The 23,641-nt window shown below is 51.4% G+C and carries 19 protein-coding genes; 2 read left to right on the top strand and 17 right to left on the bottom strand.

Features of this window, described 5'->3' with window-relative positions:
* Positions 1–20: 20 nt before the first annotated feature.
* The 8 genes from LLG46_01270 to LLG46_01235 all read right to left on the bottom strand — a co-directional run bounded on the left by LLG46_01270 (position 21) and on the right by LLG46_01235 (position 9,484).
* Positions 21–1,250, bottom strand: coding sequence for a type II secretion system F family protein (locus LLG46_01270; GenBank protein ID MCE5321927.1), 1,230 nt, complete (start codon positions 1,248–1,250; stop codon positions 21–23).
* A gap of 1 nt (position 1,251) precedes the next feature.
* The gene (locus LLG46_01265) at positions 1,252–2,964 is read right to left on the bottom strand and encodes a GspE/PulE family protein (protein ID MCE5321926.1); all 1,713 of its coding nucleotides are present in this window, start codon (positions 2,962–2,964) and stop codon (positions 1,252–1,254) included.
* Between the two features lie 8 nt (positions 2,965–2,972).
* The gene (locus LLG46_01260; protein MCE5321925.1) at positions 2,973–4,298 is read right to left on the bottom strand and encodes a hypothetical protein; all 1,326 of its coding nucleotides are present in this window, start codon (positions 4,296–4,298) and stop codon (positions 2,973–2,975) included.
* On the bottom strand, positions 4,285–4,953 hold the full coding sequence (locus LLG46_01255; protein MCE5321924.1) for a hypothetical protein: 669 nt from the start codon (positions 4,951–4,953) through the stop codon (positions 4,285–4,287). Before LLG46_01255 ends, LLG46_01260 begins: the two co-directional genes overlap by 14 nt.
* The gene (locus LLG46_01250; GenBank protein ID MCE5321923.1) at positions 4,953–5,516 is read right to left on the bottom strand and encodes a hypothetical protein; all 564 of its coding nucleotides are present in this window, start codon (positions 5,514–5,516) and stop codon (positions 4,953–4,955) included. Before LLG46_01250 ends, LLG46_01255 begins: the two co-directional genes overlap by 1 nt.
* Complete coding sequence (locus LLG46_01245; protein ID MCE5321922.1) at positions 5,517–6,116, bottom strand: PilN domain-containing protein; 600 nt, start codon at positions 6,114–6,116, stop codon at positions 5,517–5,519.
* Positions 6,117–6,118: 2 nt separating this feature from the next.
* Positions 6,119–7,288 (bottom strand): type IV pilus assembly protein PilM, encoded by a 1,170-nt coding sequence (gene pilM, locus LLG46_01240; GenBank protein ID MCE5321921.1) that lies wholly within the window; start codon positions 7,286–7,288, stop codon positions 6,119–6,121.
* A gap of 129 nt (positions 7,289–7,417) precedes the next feature.
* A complete protein-coding gene (locus tag LLG46_01235) occupies positions 7,418–9,484 on the bottom strand; it encodes an alpha-galactosidase (protein ID MCE5321920.1) in 2,067 nt (688 codons plus the stop codon).
* Between the two features lie 353 nt (positions 9,485–9,837).
* On the opposite strand from LLG46_01235, the gene LLG46_01230 reads away from it, so the two are divergent.
* Positions 9,838–10,254 (top strand): ATP-binding protein, encoded by a 417-nt coding sequence (locus tag LLG46_01230; GenBank protein MCE5321919.1) that lies wholly within the window; start codon positions 9,838–9,840, stop codon positions 10,252–10,254.
* Positions 10,255–10,268: 14 nt separating this feature from the next.
* On the opposite strand, the gene LLG46_01225 is transcribed toward LLG46_01230, so the two are convergent.
* From LLG46_01225 to LLG46_01190, 8 genes are all read right to left on the bottom strand, one after another.
* Positions 10,269–11,240 carry a hypothetical protein gene (locus LLG46_01225; protein MCE5321918.1) on the bottom strand — a complete coding sequence of 324 codons (972 nt, stop codon included), beginning with the start codon at positions 11,238–11,240 and terminating at the stop codon, positions 10,269–10,271.
* A 12-nt stretch (positions 11,241–11,252) separates the two neighbouring features.
* On the bottom strand, positions 11,253–12,374 hold the full coding sequence (locus LLG46_01220; GenBank protein ID MCE5321917.1) for a hypothetical protein: 1,122 nt from the start codon (positions 12,372–12,374) through the stop codon (positions 11,253–11,255).
* Between the two features lie 87 nt (positions 12,375–12,461).
* A complete protein-coding gene (locus LLG46_01215; protein MCE5321916.1) occupies positions 12,462–14,240 on the bottom strand; it encodes a glutamate mutase L in 1,779 nt (592 codons plus the stop codon).
* A 76-nt stretch (positions 14,241–14,316) separates the two neighbouring features.
* On the bottom strand, positions 14,317–16,941 hold the full coding sequence (locus LLG46_01210) for an NTP transferase domain-containing protein (GenBank protein ID MCE5321915.1): 2,625 nt from the start codon (positions 16,939–16,941) through the stop codon (positions 14,317–14,319).
* Positions 16,942–17,544: 603 nt separating this feature from the next.
* Positions 17,545–17,748 (bottom strand): type II toxin-antitoxin system HicA family toxin, encoded by a 204-nt coding sequence (locus LLG46_01205; GenBank protein ID MCE5321914.1) that lies wholly within the window; start codon positions 17,746–17,748, stop codon positions 17,545–17,547.
* Positions 17,749–17,768: 20 nt separating this feature from the next.
* The gene (locus LLG46_01200) at positions 17,769–17,969 is read right to left on the bottom strand and encodes a type II toxin-antitoxin system HicB family antitoxin (protein MCE5321913.1); all 201 of its coding nucleotides are present in this window, start codon (positions 17,967–17,969) and stop codon (positions 17,769–17,771) included.
* Positions 17,970–18,185: 216 nt separating this feature from the next.
* Positions 18,186–19,397, bottom strand: coding sequence for an electron transfer flavoprotein subunit alpha (locus tag LLG46_01195; protein ID MCE5321912.1), 1,212 nt, complete (start codon positions 19,395–19,397; stop codon positions 18,186–18,188).
* A gap of 1 nt (position 19,398) precedes the next feature.
* A complete protein-coding gene (locus tag LLG46_01190) occupies positions 19,399–20,196 on the bottom strand; it encodes an electron transfer flavoprotein subunit beta/FixA family protein (GenBank protein ID MCE5321911.1) in 798 nt (265 codons plus the stop codon).
* Positions 20,197–20,311: 115 nt separating this feature from the next.
* On the opposite strand from LLG46_01190, the gene LLG46_01185 reads away from it, so the two are divergent.
* Positions 20,312–21,685 carry a sodium:alanine symporter family protein gene (locus tag LLG46_01185; GenBank protein MCE5321910.1) on the top strand — a complete coding sequence of 458 codons (1,374 nt, stop codon included), beginning with the start codon at positions 20,312–20,314 and terminating at the stop codon, positions 21,683–21,685.
* Position 21,686: 1 nt separating this feature from the next.
* Here the strand turns inward: LLG46_01185 and LLG46_01180 are convergent, their stop codons facing one another.
* Entirely contained in the window at positions 21,687–23,609 is a 1,923-nt protein-coding gene (locus tag LLG46_01180) for a polysaccharide biosynthesis protein (protein ID MCE5321909.1), read from the bottom strand.
* Positions 23,610–23,641 lie beyond the last annotated feature (32 nt).

Here is a 23,641-nt window from a genome sequence, read left to right as displayed (position 1 = left end):
TGTAATATGGTCGAGCCAGCTTATTTGACCCCACCTACCAAAGAATAGATCGGTACAATGACCGACATTGCAATAAAACCTACTATCATACCTAACACGACAATCATTATCGGCTCTATGACGGAGGTGAGGGATTTGACCTTGGCATCCGTATCCCGCGCATACATAGAGCAGATATACTCCAGCATCGCCGGCAGTTCGCCTGTTTTCTCTCCACTTGCCACCATCTGCAGCACCAAAGGCGGAAAAATGCCCGTAGTTCTGAGTGACTGAGACGTCGCGCTGCCCTCTGCAACATCCCTTTTGGCCTGCAGAAGGGCCTCTTTTACTATTTCATTATTGGCAGCAGCAGCTGATGTCTCTAGTGTTTTTACCATGGGAACTCCACTTGAAAGTAAAGTAGACATTGAAGCGAGAACCCGATTTAATATAATTTTATTGACTATATCGCCTATAACAGGAAGTCTGAGAGCCAATTTGTCAAAATTTCGCCTGCCGACTGGGCTGGAAGCATATCTACGCACAGCATAGATAATTGCCGCAACAGCAGGCACTATCAAATACCAGTAACTAATTGTCGCGTGACTGATACTCATTAGTGCTTTGGTGGTCCATGGCAGTTTTGCACCCATCTGATCAAACAGTTTCATAAACCTCGGCAGGATGAATGTCACCATCACAATGACTGTAATCACCGATATGAACAAAACGACCACAGGATATGCCATAGCGGATTTGATCTTGCGGCCAATCTCCGCTCCACTCTCCATATGATCGGCGAGCCTGTCCAGAGATTGAGACAGGTTGCCGCCCGCCTCTGCCACCTTCGCCATCTCCACTGCCAGGCTGGGAAAGAGTTTAGGGTGTCTGGCGAAGGCATCAGAGAGGTTCATACCATGACTGATGTTGAGTGTAATGTCCTGCATCGCATCTCTTAACGTCAGCGACCTTGCCTGCTCGGTCAACCCTTGCAAGCCTTCCACTAAAGGAACACCCGCGCGAGTCAGTATGCTTATCTGCCTGATTGCGCTTGCAACTTCTTCGGGAGAAGATTTTTTCTTGAGTCGTTCGCCGGTTTCGGTATTACGGGCAGGCGTTGCCTTGGAATCTGATTCGACAATTCTGATTTGAAGCACCTGCTCGCCTTTTTTGCGTAGAGATGATTTGGCTTGAACCTCAGACGTCGCTTCAACCCGGCTGTTTTTGATCCCGCCCGCAGGTGTTATAGCTTTGTAAGCATAAATTGGCATGTCAGTCTGTAGTTACGCGCATGACTTCTTCGATTGTCGTAACCCCCGCTTTAACCTTTTCGAGTGCATCTTCGCGGAGGGTGCGCATACCCTTTTTCATAGCAATTTGGCGGATCGCTGCGGCTGAACTGCGTGAAATGATCGCAGATCGAATATCATCATCCATTTTCAGAAGTTCATAGATACCGACGCGGCCCTTATATCCTGTTCTGCCGCACTGTTCGCATCCAGCACCCTTCATTGCTCCAGCAAGTTCGGCTGTGCTCGTCTCCAGTTTGAGTTGAGCCAGCAGTTCGTCGTTTATAACAAATGGACTGGCGCATCTGGGGCAAATGGTCCGTACAAGTCTTTGGGAGAGCAGACCTACAACGGAAGATGCCACCAGAAACGGCTCGACCCCCATATCAATCAGGCGCGCGGCAGCACCGGACGAATCGTTTGCGTGCAGGGTCGAAAGCACCAGGTGACCTGTAAGCGCAGCCTCTACGGCAATCTCGGCTGTCTCAGAGTCGCGGATCTCACCGACTAATATAACATCCGGGTCTTGCCTGACCATAGTCCTCAGACCGGTAGCGAAGGTAAGCCCGGCTTTGCGGTTCACATTTGCCTGGACAACACCAGCAAGCTGGTACTCCACTGGGTCCTCGATTGTGATTATGTGCCTTTCAGGCGAGTTGATCGCGTTCAGGACTGCATACAGCGAGGTAGTTTTGCCTGCGCCTGTCGGGCCACAAGCCAGGATCATGCCGTAGGGAGCGTTTGTCATACGCGCGAACTCATCAGCGACATCGGGCCGCAAACCCAGCTTATCCAGAGTGATCTGCGCTGCACTTTTTTCCAGCACGCGGATTACAACGTTTTCCCCGTGGACTGCCGGGTAGGTCGAGATTCTGAAATCATATTCCTGCGGACGGGCAACCAGTGTAATACGGCCGTCCTGCGGCGCCCTGCGCTCGGCCACGTCCATGCCTGCCATGACTTTAATGCGTGAAATCACAGGTGACTGCAAGTCCTTCGGCACGTTCATTACTTCATGCAAAATACCATCTACCCTAAGGCGCACGCGCACGCGTCCCGCTTCAGGCTCTATGTGTATATCGCTGGCTCTCTCGGCAATGGCGCGGGCTATCATGGCATTCACAAGCCGCACCACAGGCGCGCCCCCCGCCAAATCCCTCAGCTCGGCTACATTGGCGTCAGTCTCCTCAGGCTCGTCTTCACGGATTTTGACCTCGGCGTCGGCGTCTTTGATGGCCTCCACGATGATGTCACTTATATCCCCTGCCGCCCCGAAACAATGGAAGATGGCTTCCAATATTTCATCTTCCACCGCTATCAGAGGGATAGGTTCGAGGCTGGTCATTTGAGCAATGTCGTCGATAGCCTGCACGTCCAGTGGATTGGCCATGGCCACTTTTATGACATCCTGAGTACGTTCGACCGGTATGGCCTTATACCTCAGAGCCATTGCATGGGGGATGAGTTTGGCAATATCAGCATCCATCTCCGGACCGGAGAGCTCGACATACTGAATGCCATGCTGAATGCCGACACAGCGCACGCGGTCCCGCTCAGAGATCATCTGCAGCCGCACCAGGAACTCGCCGATATCTTCAGCGACGTCCGAGCGCATCGCAAGCGCCGCATCCATTTCTTTCGCCGTTATAACGCCCTGCTCAATAAAGACGGATGTAAGCGTATTGTCTACGACCACCCTATCACCTATGCCCCATCCACAATTTTGGGTGTGAGGAATATCACTATCTCAGTGTGCTCCTTGGTGGTATTCGAATGCCGGAAGAACGAACCTATCACCGGCAGATCGCCTAGTATCGGAAACTTCGATACGCTTTTTATGTCATCATTCTGTATCAGGCCGCCTATGGCTAGTGTGGAACCGCTTCTCACCGATACCGTGGTCCTTGCCTCACGGGTGCTGATCTGCGGGTATTTTGCATAATCCGTTTCAAGGTACCCGCTCACCAGGCTCACCTGTGGATAGAGGGAGAGCACTATATCCGAATCTCCCGCAATTTGTGGAGCTATTTGCAGATATATGCCCACCTTGACCTCATCTTTGTCATATATAGGCGTGCCGTTGTCGCTGTAGCTGGCAATTTTCGGGTACAGCAGTTTTTCACCGATCAGAATCTCAGCGTTCTCATTATCCAGCACGGATATATTCGGCTTTGCGAGCAGCTTACTATTACCATTTTTAAGCGATGCCGACACTGCAGCCGATACATTGGTAGAAAACCTGCCGATCTTTATACCGGTAGTTGAATCGCTCTCCGGTTCGGCAATATCACTCCACGACCACTCCGTACCCAGGTCTTTTGCAAATGACGTGCTGAGTTCGATAACCGATACTTCTATGTTTATCTGCCTCCGCGGCACATCAATCTGAGCCAATATGTCTTTTGCCCGCGCGATATCTTCGAACGAACCGATCAAAATAAGGACCGAACTGTTGCTGGTCGAAGCAGTCGATGTTGAAACGGCGGAAGATGAAGATGCTGACGAGGATGATGAATCGGACGACATGCCGCCGCCGGAGACAAGTGATGGCGTGATAAGATTCGGGCCTTCAATAGCTTTCAGGTTGGGTACAACTTTGGATATGACGGCAGCAAGCTCCGCAGGTCTGCTGTGCTTGCACTGCCAGAACGCTGTTTGCTCTTTGCTGGGCTCTGCATCCTTTGAAGCAGCAAATTTGTCCATGCCGGCAATTAGGTAAGTATCACCGTTCTTCTCCCAGGCAAAACCATGTACGGTTGCCAGGTTATCGAGAATGGAATCGATTGTCATCTGCTTAAGGTGCACTGAAACATCACCTTTGATATCCGGGCTGACCACAATATTTACGCCGGACCTGCGTGCAAGGGCTTCAAGCACATATTTAATGTCACTGCCGCTGGAATCGAGATCATATAATCCCACCGGTCCACTTGGCTTAGCAGACTGGGCAAGACAGCAGCCAGCCCCCGCTGACATCACGCATATGACGACCATTGTTATTATCACAATGCCATTTTTACTCAGCATCATTTGCAACACACTCCACTCCCTGAGCCTTGACCGACTCAGCGCTTCTCATCAGTCTTCTTGCGAAAAGTGTATTCCTGCCGTCGGTAAGGATCACATGGTCCGGTTCTATTGCGACCACTTTGTAGCCACCTGTGACCCTGTCTCCCATATCGACCACTTGACTCTGAGAGTGGTCGGTCTTTATCACCGCGCTGCTTCCTTTCGGTCCACTGATCGTGGCCATCAGCTCAAATACCGGCACCGGTTCTTTTGCCGCCTCAATTTGCACTGAAGTGGTGCGCTTCTGAGTTACATCCATGGGGGCAATCTTCTCATGTCCGAATTCAACGCCATCCGCTCTCCACGGGTTCATCTTGATATTTGCCGGCAGCACTCTGCCTGATGAGTTTCTATCGACTATACTTACGCCCTGCTTGGCAGAAGCAATATACATTGGGCGTGCAAACGGGTTTCGCGAAGTCTCACGCTCGATATAGGGCGCAACGGCTGCCTGAGCCCGGTTTGCTGTTTGCACTTGTGCCTGAGCCTTTTCTACAGGTGGAGGCGGCGCCTTATGCGAGACCCTGAACGCCGTGATTCCTATGGCCGCCACAAGGATGACCAATAGAGCAATAACCGTCTTTGTTTGGCTGGGATCTGTCTTTATAAAAGCCATCAGCTTGCACTTGCCTTTTCATAAACCGTTAAAAGGAGGTTATAGTTAACCTTTCCAATGCGGCTGTCAGCAGACTCTATTGAAAATGAATCGAGCTGGATCGGCATGCCGGGGTTTCTGAGCTTTTCGAGCAGCCGAGTGAGCGAAGTGAACTCTCCATTGCCCCGAACACGCACTTTATTTGCATTCCAACTGCCCAGCTTAACCTTCCCCAGAGTTATCTGTGACGCAGCAGGCGGTCCTTCAGGAACAATAGACTCCACACTCACTCCGTCAAGCTTTGCCCAACACGTAAATGCCAGCGCAAATGATTCCACACCACCCATACTCGCCAGTGGCTCTGATGCATCGCGATTGCGCTTGATATCAGCATCGCGCTTTATACTTATTACAGCAGACTTTTCTTTACGAAGCGCTTTGTTGGCACTCCAAATTTCGCGCATACTTATCGCGCTGGTTGCTATTAAATAACCACATATTATAAGCGCAACAACTCCGGCACCAATGCGCGCCTTGCCCGCTCTGTCCACATTTTCTGGAGTATAGTATTTTGCGCTGATCATCTAATGACTCTCCCCGGCAGCAGGCACTTTGCCGCCGCCTGCAGCCACTTGAGAAACAGTGACTTTCATCTGAAGTTGCAGGGAGAATTCAACATATGTTGTTCCATCCGCGCTGGATATTTTCGTGCTTGTGAGCCTTACGTCCTTAAAACAACCAGTATCACGCAGCCTGGTTATGAACTCGGTCATGGATTCAAACGAGCCAGCCTGACCGTCCAGTGTCAGTCCTACGTCTTTCTGGGAGTTTTCAATTCTGCTGAGCCAAACATCTTTGGGCACGCTGCCCAATATTGCGTCGAGTATGCTAAGCCACTTTCGGCTCCCGGTGGCAAGCTGTTTCTGCCAGTCGCGCTGGCCAATCCTGAGGTCAACTGCTGATGTGGATCTTTTCATCACAACACATTTTGACTGAACCGCTGCCAGTTCGGATTTGACATGCGTTGCTCTGTTGCGGATACTCTGGCGGCAGGCTTGGGATGCTGCCGCGACAAACAGCGTTATGCCGACGAAAACCGCTATCGCTTGCAGATGGCGGTTCACATGCATTCTGCAATATCTGCGCTCAACAATCCTTGATTGGGCTAGATTAAATGGCCTCATTCTCAAGCCGCCGCTTTCATTTGGACGTTGTCATATACAGCGTCCGAAAGCTTCCTCCCCCAATAGTCAGCACTGGCGAGACCCATGGCGGTGGTATATGAAGCGGCGTTCTCGCCGATATTACGCATTCCGCCACCCTCATCGGCTACTAGAAAGCCCGCAAATGGGTTTACTGTTCCGTTGATCTCTATCCCCCGTTCCTGCAGACATGTCCCCAACCCCTTAAGCAAAGCACCGCCGCCGCTCATAGTGATTGCACCTATCATACCTAGATAACTGCCCTCAGCATATTGGCTGGTAAAAAACCTCAGCGATCGCTGAATCTCCCTTGCAAGTCTGCCGATTACCTGCTCGCAGGGCACTTTTATCCCACCGCTGCTTGTTGATACAGTAAGCAGGCCGTCCTCGCTAATGTGCGTGCCGGGAGTGAGTTTTATCTTTTCAGCTTCTTCCCAACTCACCTGTGAATGCTCGGCTATGCGCTCGGTGAAGTCGTTGCCGCCTACAGGTACTGTGCGAGCGAACTCAGGTGCATCACCACGGAATACCGCAATCGTAGTGTTTCGCGCGCCGATAACGACGTGGGCTATAGGCTGTCCACTCCACAGAGGGCTCGACGATTTCGCGCGTGCACTTGCGCTCCTTACTGCTGCCGCAATGCCGATATCGACTGCCACCGGCTCAAGGCCGGAGCTTTCGGCAATATCCAGCACTTCGTCTACCATTGACGATGATGCAGCTGCCAGCAGTGTAAAATATACATTCCTGGGGCCCATGCTTCTCTGTGAGAGCACCCGGTAGTCAATTATCACGTCGTCCGCTGCAAATGGCGTACCCCGCGCGGCGGTGGCCTGCGCAGTCTGTTCCAACTCCTCTTCATCCGCAGCTTCGAGATGAAGCCACTTCATATAGACCGCCTGTGGCGCCAAAGCCAGCACAACTGAGCGTGATCCAAACCTGGCAGATGACCAGAGGTTCTTCACGGCTCCCGCTATAGCGGAGGGTTCGGGAAGATGCTGCTTTGATTGCAAAACAGGTATCGGCACACTGCCTGCGGACCGTATTACTATCTCTGAGCCGCGTTCCACCACCTCAACACCATTTATAGTGTGGCTGCCGATATCAAGACCTACCCTGCTTGTAAAATCGTTTTTGTTGTTGTGACCAAGCATGCTGCTTTTCCGATACGTACATATGCAGCCCCTTTGAATAACATTTCCGAAGGGATGCTAATAATAGTATCGGCAGGTGGACGCTCTGTCTTGATGAATAACCGAGGGAAGATGACTTCTGTAGACGAGTTAGATTTCTATGTTCACGCCTATATACTTCACATCGAGCCCTGTCAGTTCTATCTCGGGGGCGGAGTCTATTTTTGCCGACCCGATATTCCGGCCTGAATCGAGACCACTCCAGTCCGCTAGAACATGTTTCTTCTCGGATGAAAGCTCCAGTTCAGGCGCACCGAGCGGGATTTTGACCGCAATGTCTTCCTCTGTGGGATTAACCAGCACAATAAAACCGGCTCCATCGATGATATGACCCGAACCGTCCACGCTCTTACCGTCAGGAAAACCCAGCACATGCTGATAAGTGTCGAAGTATTTCTCGAACCGCATCCTGAAAGCAAAAAGCCTGGCCAGAAACTCCATAAACTCAGGTCGAGCCTGCTTCAGATCTATGCTGCCGCCGGCATGAGCCAGTCCGTAGGCGATCATGCTCATTTCGGCATGAAACAGCTCGTGGAGAGGACGCTTAGTAAGATTGTCTTCGCCTGCCTCGTGCCAGTTGACGCCATGCCAGCCTCCGCGGATCGCATGAAAAGGATGCTCCCAGGTCATCTGATATATCTGCTGGCGCCCTATAAGCTCGGAGTGCAAGGTGGGAAAGCTGGAAGTATCCGCAATCTGTTCCTGATCGAGTGCACAGAGTCTGTGATTATCCACCGGCAGGTTGAACGCAGAGATGACAAGATCGGCTCTGGCTTGGTGAGCCTCGCCGCAGATTGCAGCCAGACGCTTGCGTGCCTTGATCTCGAGTTCATTTTGATCCATGTGATCATGATTGCGGGCGCTGCAGGCAGGTATGTTCCAGTCGTTACCATCCCAGAATATCGATCGCGCATTCACCTCAGTTACGAGAGCCATAAAACGATCACGCACATAGTCGTAATAGTCCGACATCACGCACAGCGAAAGTGCGCCCGACCTATGCGATGCCGAGTCGGGGACTGTCCACTCCGGGTGCTCGTCTTCAACGGATGAGCGCCAGTAGCTGCAGGTGAACGGGTTTATCCAGTATCCCATATCAAGGCCAGCCTCGCTTGCGCGCTTAGCTATCTCAGAGATTCCATTGAGAAACTTGCTCGAGTCCACACGCATCGGCCATATGGCTTCCCATCCCAGGTCGAGTTGGACCACGTCATAGAATCCAGCCTGTTTGATCCGGTCTATATAATCAATCAGGAGAGTGCGGTCGTAGCCGGACAGGACCGGTTGGTTACCCTCACGCGTCACCAGCCAGGTGTCCCACACGACTGGAATGCTCTTTGCCCTTACTGCGCACCAGTTGTCCATCAGGTGTTGATTATATCTTTTGAATCCTATCTCAGGCGGACCTGCATACCCGCCGATTATGGCTGTTCCAGTGATAAGACCCTCAGTCAGCGGCACGCAGTCATGATGCTTCATCACAAGGCCGGTCGGGCGGTTAAAAGCCTCTTCACCAGTCAGAGACTCGGTGAAGAAATACAACCCCTCGCCATAGCCCCAGTAGCCCAGCACTGCACGCGAAGTATCTCCAAATACAAATGATGAATTGGGGTCGTCGACATTGACCGAATCGGGCTGGACATGGACATTATCCTCGTGGTTGGAATACGTCTTGGTATAGCGAGATATGGGCATGACCCCTTCGACCATCTCGCGGAATTTCATATTCTCCAGGGTCACGCTGCGCAATGTCCATCCGTCGAGCTTGCATGGATGCACCTTGACCCATTTCCGCAGATAGTCGGCGTCTGCTCTGGCTTCATAAAAGACAGATACTGCCAGAGGCACATCATTTATTTCAGTCTCCAACAGGACTTCGACAGTTCTGAGTTCATCGCTCCAGTTGGGAGTGCAGCAGTCCTCAAAGGTGAAGTCTTTGAAGTCGAGTGTGACTCTTTGGCCTTCGCCTGTGATGGTGATCTCAAACTCGGCTTTAGTCTCTTCCAGATATTCCTCGACGTTAAGCGTATTTACCAGGCTGGTCGTCCCAATCTTGCCTGAGATCACGTGGACTCTGCGCTGCATCCAGCCATTGCCTATCTCGAAGACCATCCCCCCAGGTATTTCCTGCACGTAACCAATAGCTTTGTCTGTCATAATCTCACTCCTCTATAAGATTGATGCAACGGGGCTCAATCTCCTTCTTATGATCGGCTGTAGAGTAGAAGCAATTGCCCATCAGAATCCGACAAAAAAGATGTGTTTCAACTATCGGCTGAGTGGGTATGAAACGGTGCATGAGTTGCCTGCTCGCTAACCCGCATTATTCACGTTCCTCGTGAATAATGCTCTCTGAGACCCGGATTATGCGCTTCCCGCATAATCCGGACTAAGCAATTTACGCTTAGTAAATTGCACGTCTTGGCCGAGAAACCGGTATATTCGAGGTGTATTTGCTAATACAAGTTCAAGGCCGTATGTTACTTAGGGGTTGACAACGAGGCAAGAAAATGGAAGAGAGTTTATGTAAATCTTTGGAGTTCAAAATACCTGCCGATACCCGCTATGTCGCGATAGTCAGGCGCGGCGTGCGCAGTCTCGCGCAGTCTGTCGGTTTCTCATGTGAAGAGGTGACGGATATGGAGGTAGCCGTCTCCGAGGCCGTCACGAACTCAGTGACGCATGGCAGTCCTGATGCAGATGTGGATGTGGTCGTTGTCAGATGCCAGGCCACAGGCAAGTGTCTGGTGGTGGAAGTGGAGGACGAGAGTCCGGCAGAGTCGATACCGTCTCCAGTGCTCATGGCCGATTCATATGACGAACACGGCAGAGGATTGGCGATAATGCGTGAGCTGGTTGATGAACTCGAAGGCAGCCGCACCGAACACGGCATGAAGGTCAGGCTGGAAAAACAGAGATCATCTTGACTCTTCGCTCCCTACTATTTCTGAGGCGGTGCCGGGAGACTTTCCTGAGAATCTTGTTTCGGCTTGGCGTATTTTGAAGAATAGAGCGGCGCGCATGCCGTCGACCTTACAATGACCTGCGTTTTGATCCCGTCTTTCTCCTGGATAATATCCTCGCCAATGGCAGTTATATTGAACATGACCCCCGTGGAGCCTTTGAATATCCCCGCCGGGATTGTAGTCGATGTGACATCCGGTCCAATGAGTGCCTTTTGTTCAAGCATTTTGGTGACATCGTTATGGGAAAGAGCAGTATCGATATTCACATCCGCACCGGATGCAGAACCGGCAGTCCAGGCGATGGTCTCGCTCTCGTTTCCGCCATATGCGACCACCCAATAGGCCAAAGCGCCCACCACAGCTTTCCATTCCAGTTTGATCGACTTTTCGATATCGATATCCTTGCCCGGATCTGCAAGCTCTATCGGCGCAAGAAAGTTTTGCGCAGCGCCTAGTGTGACGGACGTTGAACCGGTATAGTTGGTGGTAAGCTTATAGGTCCCCACAGCGGAAGCGTCATCACTTATAGGTCCCGCTTCAAAGCCTTTACCGCGTCCCGGCCAGAGTGCGGCTGTCTTGTAGTTTACCTGATCTGTCTCGCACACTGTTGATATCTGGTTGACACTAGGTTGGCCGGTCTGTATAGCCTCGGATGAACCCCAATATGTCTTTACAGTAACCTTGTCCATGCTTTGAGACTGGCTCGGCTGTTCAAACGGAGTGACCTGCATACGCGCCGTCTTTGAGAGTTTGAGCCCTTCAGGCAGCGTTACGCTTACTTCAGGGGCTGTTATCGAATTACTGGAATAAAGCTCCATGGTAATGCTTCTGACAGCAGGACTTGTCTCGGGTACCTGGTCAGATTGACTAGGGATATATGCAGGCACACCAGGAAAAACCATCCTGGATGTGGTAACTGCTATGATAAACAAAGTGCTAAGCGACATTACATATCCTCGCTATGTCTCGATGATTTCAACATTTGCTCTAGGTACTGAGACGATTTTCCCGTCGCCAAGTTCCGCCTCGAGCACACGCACCACTGCCCCCGATTCGACCTCCACCAACTCAGGCGGCAATTTTGTGACCGTGCCGAGTGCGCCGAAATACGGCTCACGTATGATTCGCACCGTGCTGCCGGTCTCCAGGCTCTGGCTGGACGATTCACTCTCACCGCTGTTGGCAGGCTCGTCCAGTGACGCAACCACTTCAGGCCGGATTACACCGGCTCTAATTTGCGTTGCGCCATTAATGGAGACCGTGCGCCCCTCCAGCGATTTCAGGAGCTTATAGGTCCTTTCGGCCATCTGGATAGAGCCGAAGCCTTCGGTAAGGATGAGTGTGGTCGGAATGTCTTCCTGGCCTGTGATCGCGACACCTATGTCATGGCCGAGATACTCTATCAGGTCAGTGTCGACTATAGCTCCGACGACTATCCCATTCACACCAATGCTGGCCGCCTTTTTGAGCGCGCCGAGTGTCACTCCGGCACCACCGATCAGCACTTGACCGGCATGGCTTTCATTTATAATGTCCTCTGTCAGTGCATCTGAAATAGAATGCGTGGGCACCACTATCTTGCCGGTCCGCTCACCCCCTACACCAAATATACCCTGAACCAGGGCACCATATGTCTGAACAACAACGCCTTCATCAGGGATCACTTCCGAGATCGTTCCTTTTATATAGGCATCAACCTCCACCGGAAGTGGTTTGAGCCGCACGCCGACATGCCCTGTTGCGCTTGTAATCAGCTCAACCGTTCCATTGTATGGGGACTTACATTCACTCTTCAGCAGGCCAAAGAATGATTTGGTCATTGCCATGACCTGACCGGCCTCAACCTTATCACCCTGCTTTATATTGAGCGCTGCAAGTGCGTCAGGCGGCTCGAGGCCGAGTATCTCTGCGACCCTTATCGTCTGCATCACACCGGGGATTTCCGTGCGCGCTACAATAGTGCCGGATTCGACTTTGTCGCCGACCTTGACCAGGACCTGCCCCTTCAACGGCAGCCTGCGAGTCTTGTTGATTATTGTGCCCGAGCTGATCTTGAGCCCGGGAGTATATGCTGTTCCCATATCTACTCCATTTCAGGCAACAGGGCACAAGTATACGTCATCGTAATCTTTCTTCGCCTATCTATACTGTTGCCTATTACCTGTTACCTAATTCTCCAGTCCCAGAGCTTTGTGCCATTCAATCAGCTTAGCGATCCTTGCGCTGTGATCTTCAGGCAGAACCATCGGGCGGCCGCGGCAGTCTATAATTAGGCCGACAACCCCACCCTCTATCTTGCACTTTCTCTCTCTGCCTCTGCCTTCGCCAACGTCCAGCTTTCGCGCAGGCTTTATTACGGCATCTATGCTTTCACCGGCGGGAATAGGCACAAGTTTGAGTGTTCCAAATGGGACTTCATATACGTCATTGCCTATTGTCACAGTGCATGCCAGTTCGCCGGGCTTGATCCTGCCGACAGGCGCAATCACATGTCCGAGCTTGATAAGGCAGTCCCGCTCAAACACTTGAGCAGCCGCCTCCGGGTGAACCACCGACAGAACTCCGAGCTGAGGCATCATAAATATCGAGTCGACAGCCAGCACAGTGACCCCTTCAGGTTGGTAGGCATCCAGCATCATATATGCCGCCTCCACACGCCTGGGGGCATGGCTCAAGACGCCGCCGCTGCCTATAATCATATCCAGGCTCATCATGTCGACCAGGGTCTGACCGGTCTCCTGCTGATCAATGCTGTCGGCCATAGTCCGCACACTCTGCACACCCTTGAGTGACCGAGCCAGAGTCTTGTGGTGTTCAAAGGCAAGCCTCAGAGCTTCGCGTGAGACTGCCTGTTCTACGCGCAGGTCTCGAAGTGTCTGTGGAATGGTGGTCGGACGGATCATTTTGTTGCGAAGGCTGTTTCTCAGGCGTGCTTCATCAAAATCGAACGGTACCCACCTGCCGATGCCGGTTGTTTTCGCTTCGGCAAGCACGTTACAGATAGAATAGCTCATACCCAGGTTGGCGCTGACAGTGCGGTTATATATTCCGCCAAATACGGAGAAGACATCAGTAGTCGCCCCGCCGATATCGGCCGCCAGCACATTGATATCGAACTGCTCCGCCACAGTCTGGATTATCTTGCCGACCGCATTCGGCGTGGACATAATCCCCGAACTCACCCAGTCGCTGAGTTTACTGTAGCCGGGAGCCTGCTGCATAACATGCTGGAGGAACAGTTCATGGATAGCTTCACGGGCGGGGTCGAGGTTTTCGCGGTCGAGCGTTGGGCGAAGATTATCTACCACACGCAGGTCCACTCTCTTATCGAGCACTTCAGCAACCGGCTCGCGCGCATCTTTGTTTCCTGCATAGATGACCGGAATGTTCATGCCGATCCCGAGTCTGGGTCGTGGATCAGCAGACACAAGCATCTCAGATAACTCGACAAGATGCTTGACAGTGCCGCCGTCCGTGCCCCCGCTCATCAGGATCATATCGGGACGCAGCTCCCTGATGCGTTTGACCTTTTCAAAGTCCTTGCGCCCGTCGTCTACTGCGATGACATCTATGATAATAGCGCCCGCACCGAGTGCAGCACGCTCTGCACTCTCCGCACTCATGGCCTTGACCACTCCGGCAACTGTCATCTGCAGACCGCCGCCAGCACTTGAGGTGGAAAGATATATATCCACACCCGAGCCATCGCTCTGAATCGGTGTTATAATATGGTTGTTCTCATCAAGAATACGTCTGCCTGCGAGTTCCTCGACTTCTCTGACGGCATTTACTACGCCTACGGTCACATCGTCAAATGGAGCCTCCACAGTGGTCGGAGCCTCGCCCCTGACTACAAGTCTGTATTCATCGCCCTGTTTTTCAATTAGAATTGCTTTGGTTGTCGTGCTGCCACAGTCGGTGGCCAGAATGCTATTGATCTGCGTCATTTATCACCATGCTTCGTTTGCAGTGAGTATGTACAGATTCTATCATTTATGGCAATTGGGGGCAATGGTTTTGTGCTCAAAAGAATATGACTCGGCTGCCTGCTACCGGTCTGCACGCAAACATCTCCGGCACAAGCTCCAGGGGATCGTAATATTCACTTACCATTTTATGCTCGAAGTCAGGATAAACGTCTTTAGGGATCAAAACAAGTATGCAGCCGCCGAGGCCAGCGCCGAGTATCTGCGCGCCGAGCACATTTGGAGATGACAGTGCAATATCGACCATTTTGTCGATCTGTGGAGTGCTGCATCGATATGCTCCGGGCAGGCAAATGAGGTCGACGTTCGCTTCTTTGCGCTCGGCTTTAGCGATAAGAGTATCCATCGCCGCGTCCGAATAATCCGCAACACCATTGGTGTAGTGGTCCGCATCAATCCACTTCGCAACACGATCACCGTCATGAGAGGCATTCATCAGACTCCCGTAATCGGCGATTTCTCCATTTCTAATCAGTTCACCACAATGGCGTGCCCTTTCACATTCAGCCAGACCAAAGATCACCGCGCTCCGCACAGTATATCCTTCCGGCTGAGGCACATGAGAATTCAGATATTGATCGCAAAAATCAGCCGGCAGATTTGCTTTTACCTCTTCCAGAGTCATCACGTCTGGAATGGCCTTCAGCATTCGCAGCAGATCGACATGACTGACGCCCAGGTTGCTTGTATTAATGTCGCGCAGGTGTTCGATTTTGGATGCATATTTTTGGAATCTGATTTTGAAGAGTTCTCTGCCCATTGCGTAACATGCCAGGCGGTGATTGAATACATCCTTGGCCCCCATTGTCTTGTGAGCCTTGATCTGTGAGTTGCATACAACAAACAAATACTCTGAAGGAAATGGCATGGTATCGATCATTCTAAACGGCAGGAAACCGACATTTATAACTCTGCCTATTTGAGCAAATTTCATTGCGGCATGGTCTGCCGAGCCACCGCGTGTTCCCACATACCACTCACCCTGACCGCACAGCTCCACGAACTGCTCCGGCGTGAGGTCCATGTCGTTTATATGGGCGATGGCTTCAGCAACAGCCACAACCAGCGCTGACGATGAACTCAAACCAGCAGCCATAGGCACATTGCCCGCAGCAACGATGTTCATGCCCTTGATCGGCACGTGCGGGTAACTAGTCTGGAAACGGGCTATAGGAGCCATTACATAGTGCGACCAGTCGCCTGGAGCACTTTCGAGACGGTTTTTGATGGCGGCACTGTCTACAAATGTCTGCCAATCGCTGCCATCGCAGTCGGCTATGATCTCGTCAGTATCAAAACTTCGGCCCGGTATATCGCGAGAGCGCATATTGTGCAGCACTACTTTGCGGTCATTGCGCGCTCCGACTATCAGATATAGGTCTCTGTCGATTGCGATCAGATTCGCATAGCCGCCCTGCCTATCTATATGGCGTCCCATTATATTGACTCTGCCCGGCGCCCTTGTAATAATTACTGGCTCATCACTGAAGTGGCTTACATAGCTGCGGAGCATCGAGATGACCTGACGCCGCTTGCCATCAGATATAAGGGGGTCACCATAGATTTGATTGAAATAACTGCGCGCAGGGCTTTCGTCTGATTCCAAGCAGCGGAGCCATTCGCTTGCCGGACGTATCGTCTTAGGCACTTCCCATACGGATACCCGTTTTCGACCGGCAAGATAATCATCTATCGCCCTAAGCTCCTCAGGCGTGTTGAAGGCCATTACCTGCTCTGCGTAATCCACTGGAACCAGGGTTATCTTTGCCCCGGACTCGGCCAGGATGCCTATGATGTCGGTGAGATATTCTTCGTGCTGTGCATTGTCTGAAGTGAGCTTGCTTATCGCCGAATAGAGCAGTGGAGCCTTGATCATATAAATCGACTGATTGGCATAACTGATATTTGAAAGCGTATCCTGAGATAGTTCGTGCCCATTGACTTTCACCGACAGATCACAGTCGGAAAATGCGGAATCGAGATCAGTCTTTTTGATAGGATTGCCGTTTGCAATCAAGTCCCAAATCGGACCAAGCGCAAGGGCAGCTTTCTTTTCAGACTTCATGTATGCAAGTGCAAGGCTCTTGGCATCGTCTGCGGATATATCTGAGTCATTTGCAGAACGCATAAGCACCTTGAGCATTTGTGCTCGCGAGATGTCGAAGTCTTCAACAATCCCCAGCACATTCGAGCCATCATCGCATACGATCTTGCCCGCGCTCGGAAAATCGTCGATGTCACCCACCAAAATGGCCATATCGCTGCCGGACTCTCGAAACTTGCTTATAAACGAGCGCAGCACAGACTCATCTATAACCTTATCCCCTGCAGCAATAAACACATCGCCGTCGTAGTCCATTGCCTGCAGGAGCCGGGTTGCAGACCTGGCTGCATTGCCTGTGCCTTTTTGCTCCTTCTGGTGACAGAAAAACAAATTACCCGGCGCAAGGGATGCCGCCTGGATAACCTGCTCCATGAACTGGCCGACCACAACATAGTGGTTATTGATATCACAGGCGCAATAAGTCTCGATTGAACGCTGGATAACAGGTTTACCGGCAAGTTCGAAGCAAACTTTGTGCAGATGCGGAGACCTCATGCGGGAGCCTTTACCCGCAGCAAGGATTATGGAGGTAATTTCATTATTACTCGTCTTTTCCAAACCTGATCCACCTCGATCTCTTATATCTTCTGATTAGCGAGGTGGCGGGAGAGGTCCTTCTTGGCAAGGATAACCTAGTTCTTTTAGAATGTCTGGCCAGTCGGTACGGTTCGGTCTTTCCCTGTAAGACCGCCCGATTGTGCGGAACACTTTTTGTGCCCACTGTTGCTGATCTGCGCTGCCCTGCGATTCCAGAACCCATAGAGACTTAACAAACTTTTCTCTTTCTGTGGCACTGGGCAAACACTTCAGCACAGCTATCATCGCTTCGTCAGGCACATACCACCTCAGCAAAAAGTTTGATGAGTAATCTCTATGTATGCCGATATTGCTTTTACATAAACGAACCCAGTGATGAACATGATGCGGGTCGACATGCTTTTTCCAATAAGCAGCCAGAGGTCCTTCTTGCGTTTTGGCCGGTAAGTTGAAGAATACTATTTTCGTACGTGACTCGACCGCTCCGCAATATGGGCAGCGGTAACGTGTCCATTCCCATTTGCTGGAAATACACACTATGGCAATCAGACATATTAAGAGAACAAATGGAGTTAGGAACTTCTTAGTCATGTTCTTATCATTCAACAAAGACCTTACAGATATTTACACTCTCCACTCTTTTTCAGGTATTCCAGCATTAATGAAAATATTGCGCAGTGTTCCCACTGGTAAGTCACGACCAGCGTGCTCAGGCACGATAATCTGTGCTTTGCGTTCAGAGTTACGCCATTTACGGTGGCTGCCTTGCTGGGAGACAAGCTCAAATCCATGACGACGAAGAATCTCTTCAACGTCGCGGCATTTCATCCTGCGTATGCGTTCTCCCATCAGGCTGCTATCTCAGTGATTATCGCCTCCGAAGAGACTTCGATTGGGTCCTGCTGAAGATAAAGAGCAATTGCCTCACGAATATTCTTCAGGGCTTCTTCCTGTGTTATTCCTGCTGAAACACAACCAGGCAGTTCCGGGCACCAAACCGCCCAGTCACCGGTCTCGGTATCTTGTTCAAGCACCACTCGCCATTTCATTATTGCTACGCCTCCATGACTCGCTCGCTGTGGGTATTTTACCATGACACTTGTAATAAATGCCTGATCCCTTAATAAGTTTTGTCTCTCTTAGCTATCCTTTTCATATTCAGGTGGTGTAAAAGGCACCATAGTGAACCTCCCCAAACTTGAAAGCCGGAGCGCATCACTACACTCCGGCCCATATAACCATCAAACTATCTAACTATCAAACCATTATGCCTTGCATGAAGCAGGCGCACCCCTCATCTGCTTGATCTTCTTTGTAAGCAGAGGCAGAATTTCGAGCGCATCGCCGACAAAACCAAAGTCCGCAATCGAGAAAATTGGGGCATTGGGGTCTTTGTTTATGGCTATGATGGTATCCGAACTCTTCATGCCCACCTGATGTTGAACTGCACCGCTTATACCACAGGCGATGTATATCTTGGGGCAGACAGTCTTGCCTGTTTGGCCGACCTGGTGCGCATACGGTATCCAGCCAGCATCCACAGCAGCACGGCTCGCTCCCACTGCAGCGCCTATCTCATCCGCAAGCTCGCGAACGATAGAGAAGTTCTCAGGGCAGCCAAGACCGCGTCCACCTGAGATGATGATATCTGCATCCACCAGGTTTACCTTCTCGCCCACACTCTCGATAAAATCGAGCACCTTGCTCCTTGAGTTAAATAAATTAGTCTTGGGAGTAAGGTTCACAATTTCAGCCTTGTCCGATGTGCGCTTGGCGCTTGTCGGGAAGACTTTGTGACGAACAGTGCTCATCTGCGGCCTTGTGTAAGGGCACAGGATCGTCGCCATAATGTTCCCGCCATATGCAGGCCTGGTTTGGTGCAACAGGCCGTCTTCGCCTATCTCAAGGCCGGTGCAGTCTGCGGTAAGACCGGTGTAGAGATTGATTGCCACACCGGACATAAAGCTGCGACCTGTCGTGGTCGCGCCAGCCAGGAAAATTTCAGGCTTGAGTTCACGGGTGATATCAGTAAGCACACGGCAGTAGCACTCGGCATCGTAATTTTCAAGTTCGGGCGCTTCGCATACATATACCTTGTCTACAGGATAACTCGCCAGTTCTTCTACAGCTTCGGAAATGTTATTGCCCAGGATCACTACAGCAAGCTCTGTGTTGCGGTCATCGGCAAGTGTGCGGCCAACATTTATAAGCTCGAATACGACAGGAGCCACCTTGCCGTCTCTCTGCTCGCCGAATACCCACACTCCCTTATACTTTGAGAGGTCTTCACTGGCCTGTTTTTCGATATTGATCGAAATAGCTTTGAAGTGGCAGGCCGATACACATGCGCCGCACATCGTGCAGTTTTCTATGGTAATGGTAGCAAGTTTGTCCTTGACCTCAATAGCATTGCTTCCGCAGCTCTTTGCGCACAGCCCACAGCCATTACACTTGGACGCATCAACCGATATGGACATCTCACACTACCTCCATGCACTTTAATACATCATACAGCTTGTCGGCGAGCTCGGGGTTCTCGCCCTCAAACGTCTCGCCGCCGCCTCTGCATGGCGGAGTCATGATCTTTACGACCTGCGTTGGCGAGCCCTGCAGCCCGACTTTATCTGCCGGAGCATCTACATCAGCCGCACCCCACATAGTAATCTGGGCTTTCTTCGCAGCCATCTTGCCGCGCAGGCTGGGAGTGCGGGGTTCGTTTATCTCTTTGACGACCGTGAGCACCGCCGGCAGCTTCACCTCGCAGACTTCGTAACCGTCTTCGATCAGGCGCTTGACTGTCATCTTCTTGGAGTCCAGCTCCTGGATCTGGGCGACATATGCTACCTGGGCATAATTTGCATGCACTGCGATCCCAGGACCTACCTGGCCGGTGTCGCCGTCGATGGCCTGCATTCCGCAAAAGACCATATCCGGCTCCAGTTTCTTAACGCCCATAGCCAGAGCAAACGATGTGCACCATGTATCTGATCCGGCAAACGCGCGGTCGCAAAGCAGGATTGCATCGTCAGCGCCGAGGGAAATAGCCTCGCGAAGGGCATCTTCAGCCTGGGGAGGACCCATCGATATAACGGTCACCGTAGACTCTTCGCCTGCGGCAATCATTCTTTCTTTAACACGCACGGCTTCTTCGAGGGCATACAGATCGAACGGGTTGATCTGGGTCTCAACGCCTTCGCGCACGAGGGTGTTGGTCTCCGGGTTGATCTTGACCTCGGTGGTGCCGGGCACTTGCTTAATACAGCAGCAGATTTTCAATCGAAATCACCTTATAATGCATTTTTTGTATTATGAACCCCGGTACAATACAGGGCTCACCGGATATTGTATAATGTTTTATCGCCATATGGCAAATCTGGAGTGCGGAAGTAATATGAAATCAATCGAATGCTTTATATGTTATCTGAACGATAATTACCTGTGGGGACCGCCTATGCTGGTCCTGCTGCTGGGCACACATTTGTTCCTTACGATAAGGCTGCGCGGCGTCCAGCGATATATTCCTCTGGCGATAAAATTGTCTCTCGGTAGATCGAAGGAGGGTGAGGGTGATGTCAGCCAGTTTGGAGCACTCATGACTGCACTGGCCGCAACAATCGGAACTGGCAATATTATCGGTGTTGCTGCTGCGGTTGCAGCGGGTGGACCGGGAGCCGTGTTTTGGTGCTGGATGACCGGCGTGCTGGGGATCGCCACAAAATACTCCGAGGCACTGCTGGCCGTTAAATTCAGAGTTCAAACAAAAGATGGCCACATGCTTGGTGGACCCATGTATGCGCTTGAGCGTGGTCTCAAGATGAAATGGGCTGGCGTGCTTTTTGCGATATTCACCACCATCGCGGCGTTTGGAATAGGCAATATCGTACAGGCAAATGCACTCGCGCAGCGTGCCAATAGTGCATTTGGCGCTCCGTATTGGGTGTCGGGAATAATAATGACTATTCTGACAGCAGTTGTAATCCTTGGTGGAATAAGGTCTATAGCAAATGTCTGCTCGGCGTTAGTTCCATTTATGGCAGTAGTCTATATTCTCGGCAGCCTGATTATTCTCGCCACAGGATTTGCTCATATCCCATATACAATAGCACTCATATTCAAATCGGCATTCACCGGACAGGCTGCAATAGGCGGTTTTCTCGGGTCCACCATAATGGTCGCCGCAAGATGGGGAATTGCCAGAGGATTGTTCTCAAATGAGTCCGGCCTTGGCTCCGCTCCGATAGTCGCGGCTGCGGCACAGACAAAAAACCCCGTCCGTCAGGCGCTGGTATCATCCACCGGCACATTCTGGGATACAGTCGTTGTCTGCGCGATTACCGGCTTGGTACTCGTCAATACGGGGGTCTGGAAGATGCATTTCGACGGTGGTGCGGGCGCTCTCACTGCGGCCGCATTCGGCACCGTCCACAGCCTTGGACCAATTGTGCTGACTATTGCCCTCGCGACATTCGTGTTCTCGACAATACTGGGCTGGTCATACTATGGTGAGAAGGCGTTGGAATATCTGGTCGGGCGGCGGGCGATTTTGCCATATCGAATAATCTGGGTAGGCCTGGTTATGTTCGGCTCAGTATCCACTCCCACTCTCGTCTGGGGGTTCGCCGATGCTGCAAATGCTCTTATGGCTCTGCCAAACTTGCTATCGCTTCTACTGCTCAGCGGCGTGATTGTTGCGGAGACACGTAAGTACTTGTGGGAAAACAACCTGGATGAAACTGCGCCGACATCAATGGAGCAGAAAAGCTAAATCATTTGGCTTCTGCCAGCAGGGTGTTGCTGGCAAAGCCGGGCACAATTTCTTCCAGCAGGTTGCGCATCTCAACGGTATCACCCGCATTTATGAGCTTGCGCAGCCTTTTTATGACCTCACCTACCTCTTCGCCAACAAAATACTGCGGTCTTCGCACTATGAAAAATCCGTCACAGTCGGCAGGCTCCATTATCTCATCGGGTGTAGTAAGAGCCTCATACAGTTTCTCACCGGGCCGCAAGCCACTGTATATAATGGGGATATCAACGTTGGGCTCATATCCGCACAGCCGAATCATATCGCGAGCAAGATCAACAATCCGCACCGGTTCTCCCATATCCAGCACATACAGCTTGCCTGAATCGCCCGATGCACTTGCCTGCAACACAAGCTGCACTGCTTCAGGTATGGACATAAAGAAACGTGTCATGTCCGGGTGTGTCACATAGACCGGTTCTTTTTTCATAATTGCTTCATGGAAGATCGGCACTACACTGCCCCTACTGCCCAGAACATTACCAAAGCGCACAGTGACATATTGCGTTGACGAATACCGTGTAGTCGCCGCCCTGACAACTTCTTCGCACAGCCACTTTGTGGCTCCCATCACGCTGGATGGGCTTACAGCTTTATCCGTGGAGATCAGCACCATTTTTTTGGAGGCGTAAATCCCACAGCATTCTGCCACAACACTGGTGCCTATGACATTATTTTGTACTGCCTCAAGCAGGTTGCTTTCCATAATAGGCACGTGCTTGTGCGCAGCAGCATGAAATACAATATGCGGACGATGTGCTCGAAAGACCTGATCAATGCGTACTTCATCAGACACGGACGCTATGATAACGCGAAGTCTATCCACTTTGTCAGGGAAAGTATGCGCGAGCTCCTGAAAAATCTGATGGATTGAATTCTCGCCATGGCCAAGAAGCACAAGTGTGGCAGGATTTTGTTTCATAATCTGGCGGCACAACTCAGAACCTATGGAGCCGCCTGCGCCCGTCACCATTACCCTGGCACCGGTCAAACACTCACCAACACTGTCTATATTTATGCGCACCGGCTGACGTCGGAGCAGATCTTCGACACTGATCTCTTCCATACGAAACGAGGCTTTACCGTTGAGGACTTCCTCCATACCGGGGATTATCTTGACCGGGACTTTCTTCTTGCGGCATGCCAAGACATACTCGCGTATTTTGGCTCCGCTCGCGCTGGGCATGGCAATTAACACTTCATCAACGCTGTGCTCTTCCAACATTCTATAGAGTTGCTTTAGTGGACCAAGCACACGCACTTTTCTGATATACTGGCCTTTTCTTTCAGGAACGTCATCCAGAAAGCCTCTCACATCATACTGAACACTGACTTCGTCTGTAAGTGCATTCAGCAGTCTTGCTCCAGCAGGACCGCCGCCGAGTATGACTACCCGCCGTGGGCGGGTATCCTTTGGTATAACCTGAAACATTCCCCTGCCGTAATTGGCGCTCAAACTTGCCATTCGGAGCAGGATTCTTACTCCACCCACCAGTACTATACTGAACATCCAGAATATTATGATTACTGAAAGTGGAAAGGCCTTACCCTCACAGGCATATTGAACACCCAACAGCGCACAAAGCCCTACGGTATTTGCTCCTATTACACTCGCTATTGTCTCAATACTGGCAAAGCGCCAGGCATACTTATAGAGCCGGAATGCATGAAAAACAAGAAGGTAAAGGCAGAGGACCAGAGCAAAGCGAACAGAGTGGCCTTGATTGAATTTCTCGAAAATCTGTGAAAGAGTGAGGGTGTCGTAACGCAGCCACAGCGAGAGTATGAGCGCAGCGCTCAGCGCCAGTAGGTCGCTACAGATCAGCATGAGTAGGCCTGCACGAGAACGAATGCGCCGAAATACACGAGCTGTTGCTTCGTTCATCCTACTACTGCATCCTCCCTTGATTTTTCGGC

The sequence above is a fragment of the bacterium genome, from assembly GCA_021371935.1.
Classification (GTDB): Bacteria; Armatimonadota; UBA5829; order UBA5829; family UBA5829; genus UBA5829.
The sequence above is the reverse complement of the archived record's forward strand: the minus strand, read 5'-3'. Positions and strand labels throughout refer to the sequence as shown.